Here is a 24,218-nt window from a genome sequence, read left to right as displayed (position 1 = left end):
GCATATCAGGCCACCATCTGTTCGGCTTTTTTCAGGTCGACCGACACCAGTTGACTGACGCCCTGTTCGGCCATGGTGACGCCGAACAGGCGGTCCATACGGCTCATGGTCACAGCGTGGTGGGTGATGATCAGAAAGCGCGTTTCGGTCCGGCGGCACATCTCGTCCAGCAGGTCACAGAAGCGGCCGACATTGGCGTCGTCCAAAGGTGCGTCGACCTCATCGAGCACACAGATGGGCGCAGGGTTGGCAAGGAAGACTGCAAAGATCAGCGCCAACGCAGTCAGCGTCTGTTCGCCCCCCGACAGCAGGCTGAGTGTGGCGAGTTTTTTGCCCGGCGGCTGGCACATGATCTCAAGCCCGGCATCCAGCGGGTCGTCGCTTTCGACCATCACCAGATTGGCCTCACCACCGCCAAAGAGGTGTTTGAAAAGCAGTGAAAAGTTGCTGTTGACCTGTTCAAAAGCGGTCAGCAGGCGTTCGCGGCCTTCGCGGTTCAGGCTGGCGATGCCACTGCGCAGGGTCTTGATGGCTTCTTCCAGATCGGTCTTTTCGGCCACCAGATTGTTGTGTTCTTCCTCAACCTCTTTGGCGTCCTCTTCGGCGCGCAGGTTGACGGCGCCCAGTGCGTCGCGCTGGCGCTTGAGACGGTTCACATCGGCCTCGATCGCGTCAGAGGCGGGCATCTTGTCAGGGTCCGCACCAAGATGTTCCAGCAGCTGGTCAGGTGTGGTTTCCTGCTCATCCCTGATGCGTTCGGCAGCATGGGCCAGGGTTTCGCGGGCGGCGTCGGCGCGGGCCTCAGAGCGGGCGCGGGCCTCGCGCGCCTCGCTGGCCGCACGTTCGGCATTCCGCTCGGCCTCGACGGCCTGACGCGCGGCGCCTTCGGCGGTGGAAAGCGTATCGGAAGCAGCCGCGCGGCGGGCCTCGGCCTTGGTGATCTCATTGCCAAGTTCCGAGCGTTTGGCGGCGATTTCCTCAGGGGCGGCAGAGGCTTCTTTCAATTCCACCTGAGAGGTTTCCTTGCGCTCAGCCAGTTCGGCGCTGCGTTTCTCGGCGGTCTCAAGGCGATGACGCCAGCCGCTGATTTCCTTGGTCACTTCCTGCATGCGGCGGGTGCGCTGTTCGCCCTCGCGGCGCAACTCGTCATGGGCCGAGCGCTTGGTCATCATCATCATGCGCGCGGCCTCGACCGTCATCTTGATGTCTTCGACATCGGCACGGGCGGCCTCCAGATCGCCTAGATCGGCCAGGCCCTTTTCGGCCCCGATCAGCTGTTTGCGCGCCGACATCGCCTCTTCTTCGTGTCGGGTGACGGCAAGACCAAGCGATTCAAGCCGCGATTGGGCAAGGTTACGGTCGGCCTCGGCGCGGCTCAGGGCACGGTTGGCCTCGTTCACTGCGGTGTCGGCGGCACGGCGGGCGTCGCGCGCCTCGCGGTCCTGCTGGGTGTGCTTGGCCAGTTTGGCAGTCAGGGTTTCGTGGGCCTGCCGCGCCCCGTCGGCGCGGGCGGTAGCATGTTCAAGCTGTTGCTTGAGTTCTTCAAGGCGGTTGAGCTGCTGCAGGCGCAGAGCGGCGGCCGAGGGCGCATCTTCGGCCCAGGCGCGAAACCCGTCCCACCGCCACAGATCGCCTTCGAGGCTGACAAGCCGCTGGCCCGGTTTCAGCTGGGGTTGCAGGCGCGGGCCGTCTTCGGGATCGACCAGGCCGATCTGACCCATACGGCGAGTCAGCACCTCGGGAACCGAGACGTGATTGGTCAGCGCAGTAACCCCGTCAGGCAGGGTTTGCGCGGTGGCATATCCCGGTAACACGGCCCAGCCTGAAGGGCCGTCGGCATCAACCTCGGGCGCGCGCAGATCATCGGCCAGTGCCGCGCCAAGCGCCTTTTCATAGCCCTGCGCCACTTGCAGGCGATCCATGATCTGGCCACCTTCAGCGGTGTCGCGCTGCACCAGTTTGGCCAGAGCTGAAACCTCGGCGCGCAGAGCGTTGACCTCGCCTTCAGCCTCTGAGCGATGGCCGCGGGCTTCGGCCTCGCGCGATTGGGTCTCGGTACGGGCCTCGTCAGCGGCGATCAAAGCGGCCTCGGCAGCGGCGGCGGCGGCAGTGGCCTGCGCCTCGGCGATATGGGCGGCGTCATAATCGGCCCCGGCCTTTGACAGCGCCTCTTGCGAGGTGGCCACGGCGGCTCGGGCGCGCTCAGCCTCGGATTCGCTCTTGGTCAGGGTCTTGCGGCTGTCTTCCAGCAGACGCTGCGCCGAATGGTGACGGGCGGCCAGGCGGGCCACATCCTCGGTCAGTTGGCTGAGGTCGGTTTCGCGTTGCTGCAGAATCTGCGCGGCTTCGCGAGAAGACGCATTCGCCGCCTCCAGCCGGGCATCATGCCCTTCGGACGCCTTGGCCAGTTCACGCGCTTCCCATTCTAGCCGCTCGATGGTTTCGCCCGCATCGCGGTTAAGCCCGGTTTCGCGCTCTATGTCACGGGCCAGCTGTTCAATCCGGCGCTCCAGCGTTTCAATGCGGTCGCGCGCATTGGCCTCTTGCTCGTTCAGCGTGTCACGTTGAACCTGAAGCCGTTGCAGGACAGCGGCCGCAATCGCCTCTTCCTCGCGCAGGGCAGGCAGGGCGTCGTCGGATTTGAGGCGCAGTTTTGCCGCCTCGCGCGCCGCCGCTTCGGCCTGTGCGGCCAGGGTGGTGCGTTCGCGCAATTCATCTTCCGTACCGGCTCGGGCCAGATCGGCCTCTTTCCAGCGCCGGTAAAGCAGCAGGCCTTCGGCCTGGCGCAACTCGTCCCCGATCTGCCGATACCGCGCCGCCTGACGGGCCTGACGCGCCAGCTGCGCCAACTGGTTGGCCAGTTGTTCAATCACATCATCAACACGTGCCAGATTGGTTTCCGCCCCGTTAAGTTTCAGCTCGGCCTCATGGCGGCGCTGATAAAGGCCGGAAATACCAGCCGCCTCTTCCAGAATACGGCGGCGGGATTTGGGCTTGGCATTGATCAGTTCACTGATCTGCCCCTGACGAACAAGGGCCGGCGAATGCGCGCCGGTCGAGGCATCGGCAAACAGCATCTGAACATCGCGGGCGCGCACGTCTTTGCCATTGACCTTATAGGCCGACCCCACATCGCGGGTGATGCGGCGAACGATTTCCAGCTGATCAGAGTCATTGAATCCGGCAGGTGCCAACCGGTCCGAGTTGTCGATCTGGATCATAACCTCGGCAAAATTTCGCGCGGGCCGGGTGGCGGCGCCGGCAAAGATCACATCTTCCATCCCGCCGCCACGCATCGCGGTGGGGCGGTTTTCGCCCATTACCCATCGCAGCGCCTCAAGCAGGTTCGACTTGCCACAGCCGTTCGGCCCCACAACACCGGTCAGACCATCGGCGATGATCAGATCGGTGGGGTCGACGAAGCTTTTGAAGCCGGTCAGTCTGAGTTTTGAGAACTGCAAAGGCACCTCAGGGTCATGGCAGGGTCGGTGATTCCTATCTGGGTTAAATGTGACGAAGGCGAAAGGCCCCTGTCAACGGCTAACCCCACGATATGGATGAAAAGCGATAGTTATCCACAATATATTGCGTAACAGGCTGCCAGAAGTCAGAGAAAAGGATAAATGCCAGCCCCAGGCCCTAAGCAGACACACTGAAATACAGGGCACTGCCAGTCCAAGCGCAGGCATCGGACCGGTATTGTGAGGCTCCCCAAAGTTCCCGGAGACCTGCCAGCGCCAGCCTGAGCAGCCCTTCTTTCAGGTCAACGGCAGACAACATACAGTTGGTTATCTGTTTGCTTTCCGGTTTGCACAATATCCAGATGTCTTCAGGCACGTCCTGTCTGGCAGGAAATGGGGTTTTGGGTCACCCATTCGCACCGCCCGGAAAAACCGCGTGGTGGCCTTTAGGCGATGCATAAGGAAAAGCAGAATTGCCATTAATGCCCCTCCTGGGAAAGCCGCCCCAATCGCGTACGAAATCCACGTACAAATCGTACGTTTCGTACGATTCTCAGTTTTCTTGTCGCGCGGCCTCGGCGGCTTTGCGGATGGCGCGTATATTTTGGCCGTAGACGTCAGGGTTATCAACGCTGCCCCCGCCAAAGACCGCCGATCCGGCAACCAGAACATCTGCCCCGGCCTCGGCCATCAGGGGCGCGGTTTCGGGGGTTATGCCACCGTCGATTTCTATATGGATCGGACGATCGCCAATTTTTTCCCGCAATTTCCGCACCTTATCTATCTGGCTGTGAATGAATTTCTGCCCGCCAAAACCGGGATTAACGGTCATGACACAAATCAGGTCGACCATATCCAGCAGGTAATCAACATCTTCGATCCCGGTGCCGGGGTTCAGCGCCAGACCCGCCTTGCACCCCGCGCCACGAATGGCCTGCAAGGTTCGGTGTATATGCGGCCCGGCTTCAAGATGCGCCGTCAGCACATCGGCACCGGCATCCGCATATGCGCTAATGTATTGATCTACCGGGGAAATCATCAGGTGCACGTCCATCACCGTCTTGATATGCGGGCGAATAGCCTTCAACAACGGCGGCCCGAAAGTCAGGTTCGGCACGAAATGCCCGTCCATCACATCGACATGCACCCAATCACACCCTTGCGCCTCAATGCATTGAATTTCCTGACCAAAATTGGCGAAGTCAGCCGAAAGAATCGACGGGGCAATCTTGATGGAACGGTCAAAAGTCATCCTTAGTCTCCTGTCAGCAGCGGGACGCCCCCTGCACATGCGGCGTGAAACGACCAAGGTCAAGACCCCCCGATCCTGCCACAACATGCCATTGACGTAAGTCCCTGACACGTATTCAGAATTGATCCGCCCGCGTCATTATGTAACCGTCAGCCCTGAAACCGCGAAAGGCCCAAAATGCAAGCGATGATGATGCACCGCCCCCTGAGGATCATCGACATCCTGACCTATGCCGTCGAGGCCTGGCCGGATCAGGGCATTATCTCGGTCCGCACCGAGGGCGACATTCACCGCGCTTGCTATCCCGAAACACTGGGTCGGGTGGCGAAACTTTCCCATGCTCTTGAAAGTATGGGTATAAATCTGGGTGACCGTGTTGCGACACTGGCCTGGAACGGCTACCGCCACTTTGAACTATATTACGGCGCTTCGGCCATTGGGGCTGTCTGTCACACGATCAATCCGCGCCTGAGTGCCGAGCAGCTGGTCTATATCATCAACCATGCCGGCGACCGGGCGCTGTTTATCGACACCACTTTCGTGCCCATCGTCGAAGACCTGCGTGACCAGTTACCCCGTGAACTGACGTTTGTGATCCTCACCGACCGGGCGCATATGCCCGACACAGTACTGGACGCGCTGTGTTACGAGGACCTGCTTGCGCCGCACGATCAAACCTTTGACTGGAAAGAGTTTCCCGAGGATACCGCCTCGGGTCTTTGCTATACTTCAGGCACCACGGGCCACCCGAAGGGGGCGCTTTATTCGCACCGCTCCACCGTGCTGCATGCGCTGATGGTCCCCACCGGGCAAACCCGCAGCTTTGAGGCCGGGCGCCGGGTGATGCCGGTAGTGCCGCTGTTTCATGTCAACGCCTGGGGCCTGCCCTATACTGCACCGTTGCGCGGCATGACGATGGTCATGCCCGGGGGCAATCTGGATGGGGCAAGCCTGTTCCGCCTGATGGATGCCGAAAAGGTCTATTCGGCCTGGGGCGTGCCCACCGTCTGGGCCGGACTGCTGGAAGAAATAAAAAAACAGGGGCGCGTGCCCGAGGAGTTCGATGATCTGGTGGTCGGCGGCTCGGCCGCGCCAAAGGTAATGATCGAAGACTATGAGGCGCGCGGTGTAACGGTCAGCCAGGCCTGGGGCATGACCGAGATGAGCCCGATCGGCAGCCATGGCATGCTGCCCCCGTCCCTGCAGGATGCACCAGCGGCAGACCGTATCGCCGCCAAGGCCTGTGCCGGGCGGCGGCTGTTCGGGGTAGAGTTCAAGATTGTGGATGACGAAGGCCAGCGTCAGCCGCATGACGGTGACGCCAGAGGTGAATTATATGTGCGCGGCAGTACCATCATCCGCGGCTATTTCCGAAACGACGCGGCAACCAAGGCTGCAATGGACGCGGAAGGCTGGTTTGGCACCGGTGATGTGGCTTCGATCAGTCCCGAAGGACAACTGGTGATCCGTGACCGGGCCAAGGACCTGATCAAATCGGGCGGCGAATGGATCAGCTCGATCGATCTCGAAAACGCCGCGGTCTCACATCCCGGAATTTTATCCTGTGCCGTCATTTCAATACCGCATCCAAAATGGGATGAACGCCCGATTCTGGTCGCGGTTGCCGCAGGCGATAAACGCCCTTCGCTTGGGGATCTTCACGCCCACATGGCCCCGCATTTTACCAAGTGGCAGCTGCCGGATGATGTGGTCTATGTTGACGCCCTGCCTCTGACCGCCACCGGCAAAATCTCAAAACTCTCGCTACGCGAGCAGTTTGCCGATTACAGGTTGCCAGATCTGCGGGAGGCGCAAACATGAGCGACACCCAGTTGGACACGGCAGCGGTTTCCGCCTGGGTTGCAGGACGTCTGCCCGGGTTTGACAGGCCAGTTACAGCAACCAAATTCAGCGGTGGTCAATCGAACCCCACTTACCGGTTGCAAACGCGGTCTGGCAACTACGTGCTCCGGCGCAAACCGCCCGGTGTGCTGCTTAAATCAGCCCATGCAGTGGACCGCGAGTTTCGCGTGCAGCAGGCCCTCGCAGACACGGATGTACCGGTCGCGCGGGTGCATCTGCTTTGTGAAGACGATAACGTGATCGGAGCTGCTTTTTACCTGATGGACGAGGTGCCGGGTCGCAACTTTGACCAACCCTCATTGCCTGATCTTGATCCGACCGAGCGCGACGCGCTAATGAATGAGATGAACCGCGTTCTGGCTGCAATTCACAACGTCGATATTGACGCTGTGGGGCTGAGCGATTTCGGACCCACAGGCAACTACTATCAACGCCAATTGGATCGCTGGACAAAGCAATATCACGCATCGCAAACCGAAGATCTTGCCGATATGACGGCACTGATCGACTGGCTGGACACCAACATGCCCGATGACGATGGCCAGCGCACACTGGTACATGGCGACTACCGTCTGGACAATCTTCTGTTTGCACAGAACGGACCAGATTGCCTGGCGGTGCTGGATTGGGAGCTTTCGACCATAGGGCATCCCTATGCCGATCTGGCGGCGGTGATCATGCAATGGTCAATGCCCGCCACGACTGAGGGGCGCGGGCTGGCAGGGGTTGATCGCGAAAAGCTGGGCCTTTGGAGCGATGAGCGCTTTGTCACAGAATACTGCCACCGCCGCGGGCTAAGTGGGATAAAGCGGTTCGAATTCTACCTGGCGTTTTGCTATTTCCGCATGGCCGCCATATTGCAGGGCGTGAAGAAACGTGCGCTGGACGGCAATGCAAGTGATCCGAAACGCGGGCTGCAACTGGGCGCGTACGTACCTGAATTTGCGCGTGGCGGGCTGGCCGCTGCGAAAGGAATCGCATGAGAGAAGACCTTGATCCGTGCCTGATTGAAGAACCCTCGGCCCTGGCCAGGCATCTGGGCATTACCTTAACCAGCTGGAAGCCCGACTATGCGCGGATCGAGGCCCCGCTGAGCGATTTCCTGTTGAACCGTCAGGGCCTTCCACATGGGGGCGTGCATGCGACGCTGCTGGACACGGCCATGGGATTTGCCGGCTGTTATACCGGTGATCCCGACCTGCAACAGATGGCACTGACCCTGTCAATGACAGTGAACTATTTGGCACAGGCGCAGGGCGCGGTGCTGGTTGCCGAAGGCTGGCGAACCGGCGGCGGCAGAAAGACCTATTTCGCCGAAGGGCGCGTGACCGACGCACAGGGCACCATCATTGCAACGGCGACCGGTGTGTTTCGGTATCGCAACAGCTAAGACCAAGTTGCGTTGCGGAACGCCTTGCCGGCAAACCTGCACGAATTTTCGCCGTTGCCCCTTGACCTTCCCGTGACTGGAACCCCTATCTGTAGTCCACACGACAGCCAGAAGAGGCCGCAATGTCTAAACCCAACATGGTCAGGATAGAAATCGAAGGCATGTCCTGCGCGGGATGTGCCGGGCGGGCCGAACGGGCCCTGCAGGGCGTAACAGGGGTCAGCGATGTGTCAGTCAATTTCGCGGCAGGGACGGCACAGATGGTGCTGGACGGCGGTGATCTGCACGACGTCACGTCGGCGTTGAAGGCGGCCAACTATCCGGCCAGAGAAGCCGCTATCACTCTGGCCGTCAGCGGCATGTCCTGTGCCTCTTGCGTAGGCCGGGCCGAGGCGGCGTTGCAAGGTGTGCCCGGCGTGCTTGAGGCATCAGTCAATCTGGCCACCCAGACAGCACAGGTGCACTATCTGACCGGCACAACCACCCCCGGCGCTTTGGCGCGCGCACTGACCGAGGCGGGGTATCCTGCCCGTCCGGCAGACGGCACGGGCGATGATCAGGCTGCACGACGGCAGGCCGAGATTGATCACGCCCGGCAAATGACACTGATCGCGGCTGCCCTTAGCCTGCCGGTCTTTGTGATCGAAATGGGCAGCCATTTCATTCCCGGCATGCGGGGGTGGGTTGATGCCACGATTGGCCGTGAAACGTCGTGGCTGTTGCAATTTGTGCTGACCACGCTGGTACTGATCTGGCCCGGCCGCCAGTTTTTCACCAAAGGCATCCCGGCCTTGCTGAAAGCCGCGCCGGATATGAACAGCCTCGTCGCCCTTGGCACTTCGGCGGCCTGGGCATTTTCAACCCTGGCACTTTTCGCACCCGCCTTGCTGCCCGAAAGCACGCGCGCGGTGTATTTCGAGGCAGCTGCCGTCATTGTCACCCTGATCCTGTTGGGTCGCTGGCTGGAAGCCCGGGCCAAGGGGCGCACCGGCGCCGCGATCCAGAAGTTGATCGGCCTGCAGCCCAAAACTGCGCGGGTCGAGCGCAAGGGCGAGATCATCGATCTGGCCATTGATGAGGTCGCCGTGGGCGACATCGTACATGTCCGCCCCGGCGAACAGATTGCTGTGGATGGCGAGGTAACAAAAGGTGCCTCCTACGTCGATGAAAGCATGATCTCGGGCGAGCCGGTGCCGGTAGAGAAAACCATCGGAGCAGAGGTCATCGGTGGCACGATCAACGGCGAAGGCGCGCTTGCCTTCAGAACCACAAAAGTGGGCCGTGACACGGTTCTGGCGCGGATCATCGACATGGTTGAACAGGCACAGGGCGCCAAGCTGCCGATACAGGCCCTGGCCGACAAGGTGGTACGCATTTTTGTGCCGGTGGTCATTGCACTGGCGCTGCTGACGGTCGCGACCTGGTTTGCCTTTGGCCCTACACCCGCACTGACCTATGCCTTGGTTGCAGGTGTGTCGGTGCTGATAATTGCCTGCCCCTGCGCCATGGGTCTGGCCACGCCAACGTCGATCATGGTGGGCACGGGCCGTGCGGCGGAACTGGGGGTTTTGTTTCGCAAGGGCGACGCACTCCAGCAACTGGACGAGGCCCGCGTAGTGGCCTTTGACAAGACCGGCACGCTGACCAAAGGGCACCCGACAGTGACACGGATCGAACTGGCAAAAGGCTTTGAGCATGATACCGTGCTGCGCCTGGTGGCGGCGGTTGAAGGCAAATCAGAACACCCCATAGCCCGCGCGATCGAAGCCGCCGCCAAGGGAATGGACCTGCCCGAGGTGACAACATTCACCGCAATCAGCGGCTATGGATTGCAGGCCTGCGTCGAAGGCCGTGACATGTTGGTCGGCGCCGAGCGCCTGATGACACGCGAGGACGTGGCCATTGATGGATTTGCGGGTGTGGTCGAAGACTTGACGGCCAAGGGCCAGACCCCCGTGTTTGCCGCCATCGACGGCCAACTGGCCGCCGTGCTGGCCGTGGCGGATCCTGTGAAACCAACCAGCCGCGCAGTGGTCAAGCAATTGCACGCCCAGGGATTGAAGGTGGCGATGATCACCGGCGACACCGCCGCCACAGCACAGGCGATTGCCACCGAACTGGGCATCGATCATATCGAAGCCGAGGTATTGCCAGATGGTAAGGTCGCGGCCATCTCGGGTCTGCGCGAACGTTTTGGCCCTGTAGCCTTTGTCGGCGACGGGATAAATGATGCGCCTGCGCTGGCCGAGGCCGACATCGGTCTGGCGGTGGGAACGGGCACGGATGTGGCGATTGAGGCCGCGGATATTGTGCTTATGTCCGGCGATCTGGCAGGTGTGGTCAATGCGCTGCATCTTTCACGACAGGTAATGCGCAACATCCGGCAAAACCTTTTCTGGGCCTTTGCCTATAACGCAGCGCTGATCCCGGTGGCCGCAGGCGCGCTATACCCGGTGACTGGCATGATGCTGTCGCCAATGCTGGCGGCGGGTGCAATGGCGCTATCCTCGGTCTTTGTGCTGAGCAATGCCTTGCGTCTGCGCGGGATACGCCCCGCAATGCAGAGCGCCGCAGATGAACCGAGGGCCGCATGAATATCGGAGACGTGGCAAAACGCACGGGCCTGCCCGCCAAGACCATCCGCTATTATGAGGAAATCGGACTGATCCGTCCCCTGCGCGACACCAACGGATACCGCGTTTTCCGCGAAGCTGATTTTCACAAACTGGCCTTTTTGGGCCGCGCCCGCGCCCTGGGATTCTCGATCGAGGATTGCCGGACGCTGATGGCGCTTTACGAGGACGAGGATCGCGCCAGTGCAGATGTCAAACGGCTGGCGAAAAAGCATCTGGATCAGATTGAAGAGAAGATAGCGCAGCTTCAGTCAATGCAGACAACATTGACGCATCTGGTACAGGAATGCGCGGGCGACAACCGCCCGGATTGCCCGATCCTGAAGGATCTGGCTTCGGGTTGAGTTTCTAAACACAACGATTGTGTCCGGGACCTTCCAGCCCATCACCACCCTTGTATTAGATATACATTATTCCAGATCGAAAATGCTTGGAGTCTTTGGGTAAAGGCACGTCTTCATCCAATTTATCACGCCAATGACCAGCATGTCCCATATTGATATGCCAAGCCAATTTGGGAGGCAATATTCCGAGCTTTCACCAAGATAAATTGCAAGAATTTTCAGACATCGAAAAATTCAGACACCTTTCTTTTCCGACGTTCCGGCCTGTACTAAATTTCTTTCCCTGCTTTGATCTCGCTCCAGCGCAGCGCTGCGTTGGCGCCGATATAGGCAAACGGATTGGGTGGCAGGCGCGAGGGGCGAGGCTGATCCATAACCTGATCCAGCAGATCCGAGCCATTGCCCGAAGCCAGATCAGCCATCAGCATGCCATGCAGAGTGCCCTTGGCAGTGCCCAGCCCGTTCTGGCAGCACGCGGAATACAGCCCCTCGTCGACCTCGCCCAAAGCAGGCACATTATTCCGGCTCAGACATAGGCGACCACCCCAGCGGTATTCCATCCTGACACCGTCTAGCATTGGGAACCGCGCCGCAAAACCTTTGCTGTGGTCCTGTGCCATCCGGGCGACGCGGCCCTCGCTGACCTGCATCGTCGGGTCATAGGTAAAGCGGTTACGCACAATTATACGGTCGCCCCCGGTACCTGAAATGCGCCGCACTGTTGATCCCATCGGATCAGCGGGCGTCACCCCCCAGCGGTCTGCCCCACCCAGTTTACGACATTCCTCGGGCGTCAGCGCCCGCGTCATCGACCCGTAAAGGTGGATATGCATCAGCCGGCCTTTGAACTTGCCAAAGCTGTTGGCATGGCCGTTCACCCCAAGGATAACCTTGGGCGCCGATACATGTCCCCCTGGCGTTCGCGCCGTCCATTCGCCATTGCGGGTCAACTGTGTGACCGGGCAGTTTTCAAATATCGAGATGTGGTTGGCTTTCAGACTTCTGGCAATGCCCCGCACGAATAGCGCCGGCTGGATCATCACAGCACCCGGCGTAAAGAGACCACTTTGATAATAGGTGGTCCCTGTCATCTCGTGCATCTGCTTTGCGTCCAGCAACTGATGTGCCTCATTCAGATTGCTCAGATGCTGGGCATAGTCCAGATTGTGTTTATGGCCCCGCTCAGTTGCGGCAGCGTTGATCTTGCCTGAGGGGTTGAACGCCTCACGGCTAAGACCGAATTCAGCAGCCATCTCGGCAGCAAAGGCAATGCCTGCCCGGTTGGCAGCAGCCTCGGCGCGGTCCTTTTCCATCTGGCCGCCATACCCTTCCGAGGTCAGGTGATGCGGCAGATCGATCATGAAACCGGTATTGCGCCCCGCCGGGCCCTCGGCAATGCGTTTGGCTTCCAGCAACACGATACGGTCACCCGGATGCAATTGGCTCAGGCGACGAGCTGCGGCCAGCCCGGCAAAGCCCCCACCGATCACCAACCAGTCCGCAGTGATGTTTTCTTCAAGTACCTTTGCGGGTTCTTGCGGCGGTAGTATTCTGTTCCAGGCGGCAGGGCCGGTATCGACCGGCAGGCGGGTCACTTTCATGGCAGACTCAGTTGGGATGTGCGACCCCCATCAATTGTGTAAATCTGTCCGGTGACGAAACTTGCCTCGTCTGACGCCAGCCAGCAGATCAGCCGCGCCACTTCTTCAGGCAGCCCGGTACGTCGCACCGGATGAATCCGGCCAATCTGCCGACGGAACTCTTCCGGATCGCCCATGCTTTCGATGAAATCAACGTTCAGGCCTGTGTCGATCCAGCCGGGGGCGACGGCGTTACAGCGCACCCCGTCGGGGCTGTGGTCCACCGCCACGGCGCGGGTCAGCCCATGCAAGCCCGCCTTTGACGCACAATAGGCCGGATGGCGCGGGTTCGACCCCAGCCCTTCAATCGAGCCGACGTTCACGATCGCACCGCGGCCTTGTTTCAGCAACGGCATGGCGTGGCGGGTCAGCAGAAAAGGGGCAGTCAGGTTGACCTGAAGCTGCAGGTGCCAGTCGTCCTGCGTTGTTTCCTCGACCGTGCCCTCGCGCATCACACCAGCGTTGTTGATCAGGATATCAAGCTGACCAGCAGCCTTGCGCACGGCATTGACCACCTGTTCGGGGGCACCCGGATCAGTGAAATCCGCCACAAGCGCCTCATGCTCTGCAGCACCGCGCTGCGCGGTAAAGACCCGCGCGCCCTGGTCCGCCAGCATGCGTGCCGTTGCCTGTCCCATGCCCGACGAGGCCCCTGTGACAAGCGCGACTTTTCCTGAAAACCTCCCCATCATGCCACCGGTTTAGCACCGTTGGCCTCGACCAGCGCACCACAGACATAGCGCGCAGCGTCCGAGGCCAGAAATATAATAACATCCGCAATATCCTCGGGCTCGGCGATCCGGCCCAGCGGTACACTGGCATTCAACTCGTCCACCGCCTTGTCCGGATCCAGCCCGCGAATGGCAAATCCCGTGCGCAGCATTGGTGTATTCACTTCGTTCGGGCATACGGCATTCACGCGAATACCCTGATGCGCATGATCACGCGCCAGGCACTGGGTCAGCGACGCAAGGGCAGCCTTGGACATGATATAAAGTGGATGATCCGGCCCCGGGCTAAGGCCCCAGCACGAAGCGGTGTTTACGATCGCCCCACCTCCTGCCTGGGCCATCAGGGGAATTGCAGCACGGCAGATCCGAAACGGCGCTTCGACATTGACGCCCATCGTAAGTGCGTAATCGGCATCGGTGGCCAAGGTAATGTTGCCCCGGGTAATGACGCCAGCATTGTTGCAGACGATATCCAGCCCGCCCAGGGCCTCGGCCGCCTGCCCTGGTAGACCGTCACAAAAGGCATCATCCAGCAGATCACCATCCAGATGCGCCTCGGCCTGAACGCCTGACGTATCGCGGTCGGTCACTGCCACACGTGCGCCTTCTGCCCGAAGCATCGCAACCAACACCTTGCCAATGCCGCCTGAAGCACCGGTTACAAGTGCATTTTTATTATTAAATCTCATATTGTAACCTCATATTTGATCGGCAGCCTGATAGCCCCGGTATTACCACTGTCCGGCAGCCAATCCGGTGTGCCGTCATACGCTATAGTTGCAAAAGTCTCGCGCAATGCTGTCAGGGCTGCGGCTATGTCAGTGCGGGCCACGAAATGGCCGATGCAGTGATGCGCACCACCGCCAAAGCCAAAGTGCTTTTTACGGGTCGCTGAAATGTCAAACCTTGGATCATTACAGATTTCCGGGTCGCGGGCCGAGGCATGAACCAGCAGATGCAGAACCGTGCCTTTGGCAATCACCATCCCGTTCATATCCACATCTTCAGTCGCTTCGCGGGTGGCCCAGGTGGTGGTGGGGCGGGCGCGGATAAACTCGTCAACCGCGCTTGGAATCAGCGAGGCATCCGCGCGCAGCTTTTGCCATTGATCAGGGTTTTCAATGAAAAGCGACAGCCCCAGGCCCAGCAATGCACGCGTGGTATCGACACCGCCAAAGATCGAAATCACAATGGTGTTGTGCAGTTCGGCATGGCTGCAATCGCCGTTTTTGTCGAATTCGGCAACCATCCGCGCGATGTAACTGTCGCTATCTTTACCCTGCTGCACCCGCGACACCAGTTGCTCGGCTTTCGCAAACAGGCGTTCACAGGCGGCATTGGAGCGATCCTCGTACTGTTTTGCCGTGATCCCCATCGCCAGGCCCAACTCGGACGCATCACGCGCGACCGCAGGCCATTCATCCTGCCCCAGCCCAAGTAGCGTGCCAATCACCTGGCCCGTGAACGGATCGCAAAAGGCAGATTGAAACTCGGCCCGGTCGGTCTTGCGCAACGTTGCACAAATGTCGCGGGCGATCTGCAGGAAAGCGGGCTTGAGACTCTGCACATAATCTTCACTCAGCGCGGGCACTGCCAGCGCACGCAGGCGCTGATGCGCATTTCCTTCCTGCCCGATCACCGACTGCCGCCAGAAATCTGCAAACGGCCCTGAAATACCCACCGTACCCGGCCAGTTGTGACTGCCCTGCCGAAACCGCCTGTCCCGCAAGATTTTACCCACTTCGCGCCAGCGCAGCACCGCCAGACCATAGGGCGTTTCGGCACACCAGCCCGCATCGCGGGCGGCCAGCACATCGGGCCCTCGGGTCGAGAATTCAGGATCGCTCAGATCAAGATATGGCAGCTTCGAAACCATCCCTCAGCCTCCGAAAGCGGCCACAGGATCACCGAACAGTGATACATCCGGCACCACGCCCAGCCCCGGCCCTTGGGGCAGATTGATATGACCGCCCTCAATTCGGATACCGTTCTCGGGGTCGTAATGCCCTTCGATATAAGGTGCTGCCAACCAGACACCATCCAACAGGCGCGGATTGATCGTGGCCCCGATATGGGTGCAGGCGGCGGCGATGATATCCCCGCCCCAACTGTCGTCGCAGGTATGAGGCAAATTGCGCGATTCGCAGATATCGCGGAAAGCCGCCATCGGGTGCAGGCCTCCAATGCGCGTGACTTTCATACCGAACCCATCCACCAACCCGGTGCCGACGGCGTTGATCACAGTCGACAGATCGACGGCGTTTTCATCCATGTAAATCGCATGGCCCACTTGCCCGCGTATCTGTCGCAAATCGTCCAGGGTGTTGCACGGCTGTTCCATGATGAACGGGATGTCAGGGCATTCGCGACTGACGCGCAGCGCATCACGGGTGGTCCAGCCGCGATTGCCATCCACTGCTAGACGGGCCGCCGTGCCTATCGTTTCCCAGACTTTGCGGATGACAGCAATATCCACCTCGACCGGGCGGCCGCCTACCTTGATCTGCAATCGCGGATAGCCTTCAGCCACTTTATCTGCGGCAAGGCGTGCAATGTCATCGGGTTCGCCCACACCCGTGGCGTAATAAGAGGGAACCCGCGCAGTTATTGCCCCGCCCAGCAGATCAGCCACCCTCAAACCGGTCGCCTTGCCGATCAGGTCATGGGCGGCAATATCAATAGCCGCTTTGGCATAGTTATGGCCGTTCAGCAGCCCGTTCATCGCCCGGTGCAGGGTCAGAGTCGTAACCTCGGCCCCAATCAGACCGGGAGCCATTTCCATCAGCGCAGCACATGCGCCGTTAGCATGGGCCTCAGCATAGGTCGGGCCAACCGGGCAGGTCTCTCCCCAACCTTCCAGCCCGGTATCCGAAATCAACCGAACCAGTGTGCTGGTCAGGGACCAGACCTGTGCATTGGCCATGGTATACGGGCCGTTTTTCACCGGCAGATCGTGCTGGTAGATATGAAGTTCAGCAATACGCATCATATGTCCTTTAAACTGGTTGCCAGTTTGCCCAGCGGTGCGGACATGTGAAGGTGCGCGCCAATCCCGAAACCATCTGCCAGGCAGGGCACACGCGTCTCAATCTCGACTTCAAGCCCAAGCTGAAGATAGAAATCGACCGCCGGATTATCCGCTGCAACATCAAGCGCAAGCCGTTTGCATTGCAACTGCCGTGCACGCTCAACCGCTTTGCCAAGCAGTTTGCGACCCAGGCCCAGACCCTGAGCGTTTTCACTCACGGCGAGTTCAAGAATATAAAAAGATTCGTCGCGGGGGGCGGGAAACAAGCGATCCATCCAATCCAGCGCCTCGCGGATATGCCAACCTTCTGCCGCCCTAAGTGCAGCGGATTGAATACGCTGCGCCGCTTCGAAATTCGGACCGTATTCCTCTGTGGTATGCCCGATGCAAAGACCGACGATCTCGTCATTGGCCTCGGCAACAAAAGCTTGCTTGTAGCAAATAAGCCCCGCGTCTGATGGCCACTCGCGCGCTGTAGCGCGCCGAAACGCCGAAATATCTCCAAACATGAAATTCATTAAGACTGGATCGGTCGACCAGATCAGTTCCGCAATGCGCTCTGAAGCATGATCGGGTTGTCCGGCCTTAATGCTAACCTGCATGTCAGATATCCTGATTTAACGCATCTGCAGCAGGGATTTCCCGCTCACGCCGGGCGATGTAATCCAGAAGCGCCTCGTTGACGCCAGCGTCCAGCTTGGGCTCCTCGTATTCGTTCAGCATGGTTTTGACCTGGGTGAGGGCACGCTCATTTATCTCAACGCCGCCCTCGGCCTGCCATTGTTCGATCGAGTTGTTGTCGAACAATTCAGGCATGAAAAACGCCCGCTGAAAGTTTTCCAACGTATGCGGATGACCCAGGTAATGCCCGCCCGGGCCGACGTCTGCCACCGCCGCCAAAGCCTCGTCAAAGTCATCCCAACGGATGCCTTCGGCCATGCGATAGGCCATGGCACATTGCTCGGCATCGACAACGAATTTGGCCATCGAGCAATGCATCCCGGCCTCGTTCCATCCGGCCGAGTGCCACATGTAATTGGTGCCTGCCATCTGCAGCGCCATCAGCGTTGTGGCACTTTCATACCCCGCCTGCGCGTCAAACGTCTTGGCGCCGCCAAGCGTATTCGAGGACCGCCAAGGCACGCCGTAGAACCGCGCCATCTGACCGATCATCAGGTTCATCAGGCTGATCTCGGGGGTGCCAGCCATCGGCGCGCCGGATTTCATGCTGACCGCGCTGAGGTAGTGACCGTAGATCGCCGGGCAGCCCTTGCGCACCACCTGCGTATAGGCCAGCGCGCTCAGTGCCTCGGCATTCAGTTGCGCCACGGTGGGCGCAACGCTGGCCGGCGTGTTCGCCCCGCCCAGCACGAAAGGAGAGCACAGCACCGGCTGATTACGTTTGTTGAAGGCACGCATCGCACCCAGCATGGTTTCATCCCACACAAGTGGTGAGTTCCCATTGCAGTTGCCAGTGCAGACCGGATGAGTTTCAAGAAAATCCTCACCAAACACAATCGCGCACATCTCCATCACGTCCTCGGCGTTCTTTGGGCTGGTTGTCATACCCATGAACGTCTTGTCGGAATGTTTCATCGAGCTGTAGGTGATCCGCAGATGTCTCTGGCTGATCGGATGATCATAGGGCTCAACGATGTGGTGCGCCGAAGAATGCAGGGCCGGCAGCATATGCGCCAGCTTGTGAAAGTTTGCCAGATCGTCCAGCGTCGGATTGCGCCGCACATCCTCCAGATCACGCAGAAACGGCGCACCGGTCATCGGCACGAATATGGCATGCTCGCGGCCAAACGGCAGGTTATTGGCCGGGTTGCGCGCGTGATAGATGAAGGTTTCAGGGATGGTCCTGATCAGCTCGCGCACCAATCCCCGGTCCAGATACACCCGGTCGCCCACCACCTTGGCACCGGCAAGACGCCAGTCCTCCAAAGCTATGTCATCACGGAAAACCACACCGACATTTTCCAGTATATGCATCGAGGCCGCGTCAATCCGCGAGATCTGCTCAGCATCCATCGGTTCTGTCAGCGGCAGGTTCCGCTTGAGCGCAGGTAACATTTTCACGTCCCGCGTCTGGCGAATGGCCTTTCTGGCACCCCGCCCGCGGCGGGTGGTTCCAACTGCATCAACGCTCATGCGTTCTTCTCCATGCTGGCAGAAATTTGATTAAGTAAACTAGGAAGTTGGTCAAACGCGCCATCACGCTTCAGCCCTTCCACCATTTGCAGGTTCAGCGTATTCGGGGTGGCCAGTGCCCATTTCTCGTCCGCCAACCGCCCGGCGCGCGATTTGTCCATATTCGAAAGAACCCCGGTGACCATATTGGCCACATATACCTCGGCCTGATCAGCATCTCCGATCTGTCCGGCTAACCAGTCACCCGAGGTTTCCAACATCTCCAGAACCCCCGAAACCAAAGCGGAGGCCGCGAAAAAATATCTCAGCGCGGTTTCTTCCGTTTGTGGAAGAACGGGGTTCTCATCTCCAAACAAGGCTTGCACCGCCGAAGGGTCGCCCACAACCGGCAAGGGGCAGTTGCCCTGCTCGACAAATCCATAGGGGATCGTGGCCGAAATTTTGGTCACCGGGGGGCAGGCCTGCGCAATCTCGGCCAGCGTCACCCCGGACATGACCGACACAATCTGCTGATCGTCCCGCCAGGTCAGACCGGCTACCGCGTCGGCCCAGACAGCCGGTCGCAGGCAAAGAAACACGACATCAGACGCATCCACGACACCCTGATTGGATGCAACCCGTATCCCCAGCCCGTCAGCCACCAGCCCGGCGGCAACTTGCGGATTTCTCTTTGACACGGTCACAGAAAAATTTTTGCGAGCCAATACCCGGGCCATCGGAGCAGCGATATGGCCCGTGCCCAGGAAACCGACCCTGTTCATCCCACATCATCCCCGTCTGCCGGATCGCTCAGATCGATCCAGATGGTTTTCAGCTGGGTAAACTGGTCATGCGCATGAACCGAGTTATCGCGCCCGCCAAAGCCCGATTGCTTGTAGCCACCAAACGGCGTGCTGATGTCGCCCTCGCCATAGCAGTTCACCGTCACCGTCCCCGCCCTGATATTGCGGGCGGCACGTATGGCGTTGCGGGTGTTGGCCGAAAATACACTCGCGGCAAGGCCATAGGCAGTGTCATTCGCCAGCTCTATCGCTTCTTCCGTGCTGGCAACTTCGATCACGCTCAGCACCGGCCCAAAGATTTCCTCGCGCGCGCGTGCGTCGTCTTTTTTGACTTCATACACCGTCGGGGCCACAAAGTTTCCATCCGTCTTGCCGCCCACCAGCGCTTTGCCGGTCAGATAGCCGCTGACCTTCTTGCAATGCTCACTATCAATCAGCGCGCCCAGATGGTTGGCCGGGTCCAGCGGATCGCCCACCTTCCAGTCGCGAATGCGTGCCACGATCCGCTCCATCAGCGGCTCTTTGACGGCCTTGTGCACAATCAGCCGCGACGAGGCGCTGCAATTCTCGCCCATGTTCCAGAACGCCGCGTTGACGACATGCTCGGCGACGCTATCCAGGTTTTCGGCATCCTCCAGCACAACCGCCGGGTTCTTGCCGCCGCATTCCAGCGTAACCTCTTTCACGTTGCTGTCAGCCGCATAGCGCAGGAACCGCTTGCCGGTCTCGGTCGAGCCGGTAAAGCTGATCATGTCCACATCCATATGAAGGCCCAACGGCTCTCCCACCTCGGGCCCGCCCCCCGGCAGCACCTGCAACACCCCGCGCGGGATGCCGGCCATATGCGCAATCTCGGCCAGACGCAGCGCGGTCAGGCTGGTCTGCTCGGCCGGTTTTACGATCACCGAGTTGCCCGCCGCCAGCGCCGGCCCGATCTTCCATGCCATCATCAGCATCGGGAAGTTCCACGGCAGCACCGCGGCCACCACGCCAATCGGCTCGCGGACGATCATGCTGATCGCATCATCCCCCGATGGCCCGGTCTGATCATAGATCTTGTCGATCAGCTCGGCATGCCATTTGATCGTGTGGATCGTCTCGGGGATATCAATCAACTCGCAATCGCGAATGGGCTTGCCGCTGTCCAGGCTTTCCATCACGGCCAGTTCGCGCCGCCGCCGGGTGATCAGCTTGCAAAACCGGATCAACACGTCCTTGCGCTCGGACGGATGCAGACGCGACCAGTGGCCCTGCTCAAACGCCTCTCGCGCCTTCCCAACGGCAAAATCCACGTCTTTGGCATCGGCGGTACTGATCTTCACCAGCACATCTCCGGTGGCCGGGTTCACCGTTTCCATCAGCGGGCCATTGCCCTTTTGAAACTTGCCGTCAATGAACGGTGTCTTGGGCAGGTCGATCTCGGCGGCAATGGCGCCGTATTCGTCGCGGGTCAGAAGGTCAGTCATTTCGCCTCTCCTGTGATTTTGGCCACAGCCGTGTTCATTGTGCGGATCACGTTCTCAAGCTCTCGCTTGTCGTCCTTGTTCAGCGGATGCAGAGGCTTAAGCGGCGGTCCTGCAGGAATGCCACGCAGGGTGAGCCCGTGCTTGATGCACTGGATGAACTTACCGCCCTGTTCCAGTACGCGCATCAGTGGCATCATCGCCGACATGATGGCGCGACCTTTGGTAAAATCACCCTCCAGAACACAGGCCTCATAAAGAGCCACATGCGCCTCGGGGGCAAAGTTCGACCCGGCACAGACCCAACCACGCGCGCCCCAGGCGAAAAACTCAAGCGCCTGATCGTCCATGCCACACAGCAGCCCCAGATGCGGGTAATCGCGCGCGATCATATGCAGACGGTTGATGTCTCCGCTGCTTTCCTTGATACCGCAGAAATTGGGTGACCGCCCCAGCCTGTCCAGGGTTTCCTCGTCCATGTTCACACCCATCCGGCCGGGATAGTTGTACAGCATCACTGGCATATCCACCGCCCGGTCAATCGCCAGAGCATGCAAGGCGATCTCTCGGCCCGTGGGCACCGAATAGGGCGGGGTCGCGATCAGAATGGCATCAGCACAAATATCTTTTGCCGCCTTGGCATATTCAATGCTGTCCTCGGTGCGCAACGCACCTGTGCCGACAACCAGCGGCACGCGACCATTGATAAGCTCCCGCACACGCTGCATCAGCCAGATCCGATCCTCATGGGACTGCGCATAGTATTCGCCGGTTGTGCCGGACACGATAATTCCGTGCACCCCTTTATCGATCAGCAGGCCTACCGTATCGGCCAGGGCCTGTTCGTTGATCTGGAAATCGTCCGTATAAGGCGTGACAACGGGGGTCCATATGCCTTCAAACTGCATGTTTTCTGTCCTTCATTGCAAGCACGTCAATGGGCAGCGGGTCAGGGGTGACGAACCGCTCCAGCCGATCCCGTGACAGGTTCCAGTGGTCGATGGTCAGATCGACAGCCAAAGCCGCCTCTTGTCGCTCAATCGCGACAATCATCTGATCGTGTTGGTCAATGGCGCGGTTAACGCGCCCGGCCTCGTCCTCCGAGGCGGGTCGATAAAACGTCTGACTTAACCGGGTGTGATCAATCAGCATCCGGTTCAGACTGGGCAACAGATAGGGGTTATGTGCCATCTCGCCGATCTGGCGGTGAAACCGGTGGTTCAGCAACGCCGCCTGGCCCGCATCGCCGGCCTGCGCTGCAGCCCGGAACGCATGCTGAACGTCTTTCAAACCCGGGATTTCATCCGAACGGCGGTTCTCGGCCGCCAATCGCGCCACATTGGCATAAATCATCGGTGCGGTTTGAAAGAATACCCGCATCACGCCCAGATCCATCGAGGTCACTTTGGCGCCGCGATTCTGCTCAAGCCTCAGATACCCCTCCCCGCCCAGACGTTGAAACACCTCGCGAATAGGCGTTCGCGAAATACCATACTGCTCGCACAGCGCGGCCTCGTCCAAGTCGGAACCGGGTGCGATATCAAGCGTGAGGATTCGCATGCGCAAATCGTCCAGGCAGCGGGCTTTCTTATCAGTGGCCATCGAATCTCCTATTTGAATACAATTTGTATACGGAAAAAATTGCGAGTCCAGAGATTTCCCAAACGCTCTGGCATTTGCAGGTTGCTTCAACCTGGCACCACAACGGCTTTCAGTAAGCCGCCGAACCCATAGTCAACATTTCAGAGTCAGAAACCCGCGGTCCAGCGACCAAGCCGCTGACCACGCTAAACCAGGTGCTCAAAAGAGGGGTGCCAGGCCCAAAGTGCTTTTGAGAAAGCGATTAAACAAAACACCCCGAACTTTCATTTTTCAACAAATACTCGTCCCAAAGCTCTCCCCCCGCCACATCAGTTATACCCGTCACCTGGCATCCAGATCTGAGGAAGGCGCCAGCCTGACGAGGGATAAAGTGCGCGCGCAGGCGCGCTCCGCCGGATCAGACCCGCGTGCGTCGAAGGTGACTCAGATTTTTATTATGAATAGGCCGGGTCGGAAGAGCTTGCGCCCCAGTCCGGCTCAAAACCCAAAACTTCGGTATCGGGATGGATGCTCGGATTGAACAATCTGTTATGTGCCATGGTGGCCTGATGCAGCAGGTTGTGCGGCGCAAGTCGCCAGACCTTGCAGGTCAGGTCAAACGTCTGGGCATAGGCCTCGAACACCAACTGGCACTGCCCGGCGTCGTGTATTTTTTTCGCGCCTTCCGATCCGGGCGGGAAAGTCGCCGTAAGGATGTCCGAGAATTCTACAGCGTTCTGAAAATATCCGGCTGAAAGAAAACGGATCGCTGCATCACGACGCTGTGCCGGATCGTTGGTTTTTGCCGCCATATGGGTCAGTTCGGCGGTCACCGAATATCCAGGCGCCTTGTTCATGACCGTGATGATGTGCCCCAATGCTTCGGGCTGGTCCGGCAGCAGAACGGCTGGCATGATAGCGTCATCCGGGCGCCCGTCCTGATCGCGCATCGACATCTGGCGCACCCGGCACTGCCAGCGCAGGAAAGCCTTGCGCAGCGGATGATCGGAATAACTTTGCCCCAGCTGGGTGGCGACAGAACTCATGCAACGTTCCTTTTGGTTTCAGGTGCGCGTGTAAATGGCTGCTCGTTCATCAGGCTTGGGATACGTGCCGCCGTTTCGGCGACATTGTCCAGATCAATCCGGGCCTGAACCAGACCGGGCAGCGCGCCGCCATCACTGATCACCTCGCCCCATGGGTTCACGATCAGCGAATGGCCATAGCTTTCACCACCCCCCGGAATTGGCCCGATTGCACAGGCAGAAACAACGAATCGCGTCGTTTCGATCGCGCGGGCCCGGTTGAGAACATGCCAGTGCGCCGCACCTGTCTTGCGAGTAAAGGCCGCAGGGCAGCAAATGATCTCGGCCCCGGCCTGCGCCAGGCTGCGAAACAGATCAGGAAAGCGCAAATCGTAACAGATGGTATGCCCGATACGGGCAAAGGGTGTATCGTGAATCACAGCCTGATGCCCGGGGCTGACGCGATCACTTTCACGGTAGACCTCGGTCTCGGACAGCTGGATATCAAACATGTTGATCTTGTCATAGCGCCCACGAATGGCGCCCTGATCATCCAGCATGAAACCCCGGTTGATGATCCGCCCGTCAGGGCCATCCACCGCAACGGATCCGATATTCACCCAGACCTGGCGCTTGGCGGCAAATGCCTGCATTTCCTGAAGAAACGGATGGCTTGCCTCGGCTGCCGAGGGCGGCACAACCGCCCGGCCTTCGGTTTTCAGACCGCCACAGTATTCCGGCAGAAAAAGAATGTCCGCGCCCGCTGTGACCGCTGAATTTGCAAGCGGCATCGCCTCGTCCAGCGCCGATGAAAAATCGGGCATTGGCCGTGTCTGAAGACAGGCGATATCAAGCGGGCGCGGCATGTTTG

Annotated in this window: 20 protein-coding genes; 5 read left to right on the top strand and 15 right to left on the bottom strand. The window is 59.6% G+C overall.

The features are described from left to right. Positions 1-5: 5 nt before the first annotated feature. Both smc and rpe read right to left on the bottom strand, forming a co-directional pair. The gene (smc, locus tag PEL8287_RS05305) at positions 6-3,461 is read right to left on the bottom strand and encodes a chromosome segregation protein SMC (protein WP_085891304.1); all 3,456 of its coding nucleotides are present in this window, start codon (positions 3,459-3,461) and stop codon (positions 6-8) included. 553 nt (positions 3,462-4,014) lie between these two features. Next, positions 4,015-4,713 carry a ribulose-phosphate 3-epimerase gene (gene rpe / locus PEL8287_RS05300; protein WP_085891303.1) on the bottom strand — a complete coding sequence of 233 codons (699 nt, stop codon included), beginning with the start codon at positions 4,711-4,713 and terminating at the stop codon, positions 4,015-4,017. Between the two features lie 177 nt (positions 4,714-4,890). Here rpe and PEL8287_RS05295 point away from each other — a divergent pair, with 177 nt between their 5' ends. The 5 genes from PEL8287_RS05295 to cueR all read left to right on the top strand — a co-directional run bounded on the left by PEL8287_RS05295 (position 4,891) and on the right by cueR (position 10,943). Continuing rightward, positions 4,891-6,534, top strand: coding sequence for a long-chain fatty acid--CoA ligase (locus PEL8287_RS05295; protein WP_085891302.1), 1,644 nt, complete (start codon positions 4,891-4,893; stop codon positions 6,532-6,534). After that, positions 6,531-7,559: a phosphotransferase family protein gene (locus PEL8287_RS05290; protein ID WP_085891301.1), complete on the top strand. Its 1,029-nt coding sequence runs from the start codon at positions 6,531-6,533 to the stop codon at positions 7,557-7,559. The genes PEL8287_RS05295 and PEL8287_RS05290 overlap by 4 nt, the downstream gene beginning before the upstream one ends. Beyond that, a complete protein-coding gene (locus tag PEL8287_RS05285; protein ID WP_085891300.1) occupies positions 7,556-7,966 on the top strand; it encodes a PaaI family thioesterase in 411 nt (136 codons plus the stop codon). Before PEL8287_RS05290 ends, PEL8287_RS05285 begins: the two co-directional genes overlap by 4 nt. Positions 7,967-8,088: 122 nt before the next feature. Beyond that, positions 8,089-10,560, top strand: a complete 2,472-nt coding sequence (locus PEL8287_RS05280) for a heavy metal translocating P-type ATPase (protein ID WP_085891299.1) — start codon at positions 8,089-8,091, stop codon at positions 10,558-10,560. After that, positions 10,557-10,943, top strand: a complete 387-nt coding sequence (gene cueR / locus PEL8287_RS05275; protein WP_085891298.1) for a Cu(I)-responsive transcriptional regulator — start codon at positions 10,557-10,559, stop codon at positions 10,941-10,943. The genes PEL8287_RS05280 and cueR overlap by 4 nt, the downstream gene beginning before the upstream one ends. Before the next feature lie 269 nt (positions 10,944-11,212). Here the strand turns inward: cueR and PEL8287_RS05270 are convergent, their stop codons facing one another. The 13 genes from PEL8287_RS05270 to PEL8287_RS05210 all read right to left on the bottom strand — a co-directional run bounded on the left by PEL8287_RS05270 (position 11,213) and on the right by PEL8287_RS05210 (position 24,213). Continuing rightward, positions 11,213-12,544 carry an NAD(P)/FAD-dependent oxidoreductase gene (locus PEL8287_RS05270; RefSeq protein ID WP_085891297.1) on the bottom strand — a complete coding sequence of 444 codons (1,332 nt, stop codon included), beginning with the start codon at positions 12,542-12,544 and terminating at the stop codon, positions 11,213-11,215. Further along, positions 12,541-13,272: an SDR family NAD(P)-dependent oxidoreductase gene (locus PEL8287_RS05265; RefSeq protein WP_085891296.1), complete on the bottom strand. Its 732-nt coding sequence runs from the start codon at positions 13,270-13,272 to the stop codon at positions 12,541-12,543. Before PEL8287_RS05265 ends, PEL8287_RS05270 begins: the two co-directional genes overlap by 4 nt. Next, positions 13,272-14,003 carry an SDR family NAD(P)-dependent oxidoreductase gene (locus tag PEL8287_RS05260; RefSeq protein WP_085891295.1) on the bottom strand — a complete coding sequence of 244 codons (732 nt, stop codon included), beginning with the start codon at positions 14,001-14,003 and terminating at the stop codon, positions 13,272-13,274. Before PEL8287_RS05260 ends, PEL8287_RS05265 begins: the two co-directional genes overlap by 1 nt. After that, positions 14,000-15,190 (bottom strand): cytochrome P450, encoded by a 1,191-nt coding sequence (locus PEL8287_RS05255; protein WP_085891294.1) that lies wholly within the window; start codon positions 15,188-15,190, stop codon positions 14,000-14,002. Before PEL8287_RS05255 ends, PEL8287_RS05260 begins: the two co-directional genes overlap by 4 nt. A 3-nt stretch (positions 15,191-15,193) precedes the next feature. Then, entirely contained in the window at positions 15,194-16,300 is a 1,107-nt protein-coding gene (locus tag PEL8287_RS05250; RefSeq protein ID WP_085891501.1) for a mandelate racemase/muconate lactonizing enzyme family protein, read from the bottom strand. Then, on the bottom strand, positions 16,300-16,944 hold the full coding sequence (locus PEL8287_RS05245) for a GNAT family N-acetyltransferase (RefSeq protein WP_085891293.1): 645 nt from the start codon (positions 16,942-16,944) through the stop codon (positions 16,300-16,302). Before PEL8287_RS05245 ends, PEL8287_RS05250 begins: the two co-directional genes overlap by 1 nt. Position 16,945: 1 nt before the next feature. Further along, complete coding sequence (locus PEL8287_RS05240) at positions 16,946-18,496, bottom strand: trimethylamine methyltransferase family protein (RefSeq protein WP_085891292.1); 1,551 nt, start codon at positions 18,494-18,496, stop codon at positions 16,946-16,948. Beyond that, positions 18,493-19,257 (bottom strand): NAD(P)-binding domain-containing protein, encoded by a 765-nt coding sequence (locus PEL8287_RS05235; RefSeq protein WP_085891291.1) that lies wholly within the window; start codon positions 19,255-19,257, stop codon positions 18,493-18,495. The genes PEL8287_RS05240 and PEL8287_RS05235 overlap by 4 nt, the downstream gene beginning before the upstream one ends. Next, positions 19,254-20,744, bottom strand: a complete 1,491-nt coding sequence (locus tag PEL8287_RS05230; protein ID WP_085891290.1) for an aldehyde dehydrogenase — start codon at positions 20,742-20,744, stop codon at positions 19,254-19,256. The genes PEL8287_RS05235 and PEL8287_RS05230 overlap by 4 nt, the downstream gene beginning before the upstream one ends. Continuing rightward, positions 20,741-21,649, bottom strand: a complete 909-nt coding sequence (locus PEL8287_RS05225) for a dihydrodipicolinate synthase family protein (RefSeq protein ID WP_085891289.1) — start codon at positions 21,647-21,649, stop codon at positions 20,741-20,743. Before PEL8287_RS05225 ends, PEL8287_RS05230 begins: the two co-directional genes overlap by 4 nt. Next, complete coding sequence (locus PEL8287_RS05220) at positions 21,639-22,343, bottom strand: GntR family transcriptional regulator (protein ID WP_085891288.1); 705 nt, start codon at positions 22,341-22,343, stop codon at positions 21,639-21,641. Before PEL8287_RS05220 ends, PEL8287_RS05225 begins: the two co-directional genes overlap by 11 nt. Before the next feature lie 434 nt (positions 22,344-22,777). Continuing rightward, positions 22,778-23,368: a hypothetical protein gene (locus PEL8287_RS05215; protein WP_085891287.1), complete on the bottom strand. Its 591-nt coding sequence runs from the start codon at positions 23,366-23,368 to the stop codon at positions 22,778-22,780. After that, positions 23,365-24,213 carry a carbon-nitrogen hydrolase family protein gene (locus PEL8287_RS05210; RefSeq protein ID WP_085891286.1) on the bottom strand — a complete coding sequence of 283 codons (849 nt, stop codon included), beginning with the start codon at positions 24,211-24,213 and terminating at the stop codon, positions 23,365-23,367. The genes PEL8287_RS05215 and PEL8287_RS05210 overlap by 4 nt, the downstream gene beginning before the upstream one ends. Between the last annotated feature and the right edge of the window lie 5 nt (positions 24,214-24,218).

The sequence above is a fragment of the Roseovarius litorisediminis genome (assembly GCF_900172295.1).
In the GTDB taxonomy this organism is placed as follows: Bacteria; Pseudomonadota; Alphaproteobacteria; order Rhodobacterales; family Rhodobacteraceae; genus Roseovarius; species Roseovarius litorisediminis.
The sequence above is the reverse complement of the archived record's forward strand: the minus strand, read 5'-3'. Positions and strand labels throughout refer to the sequence as shown.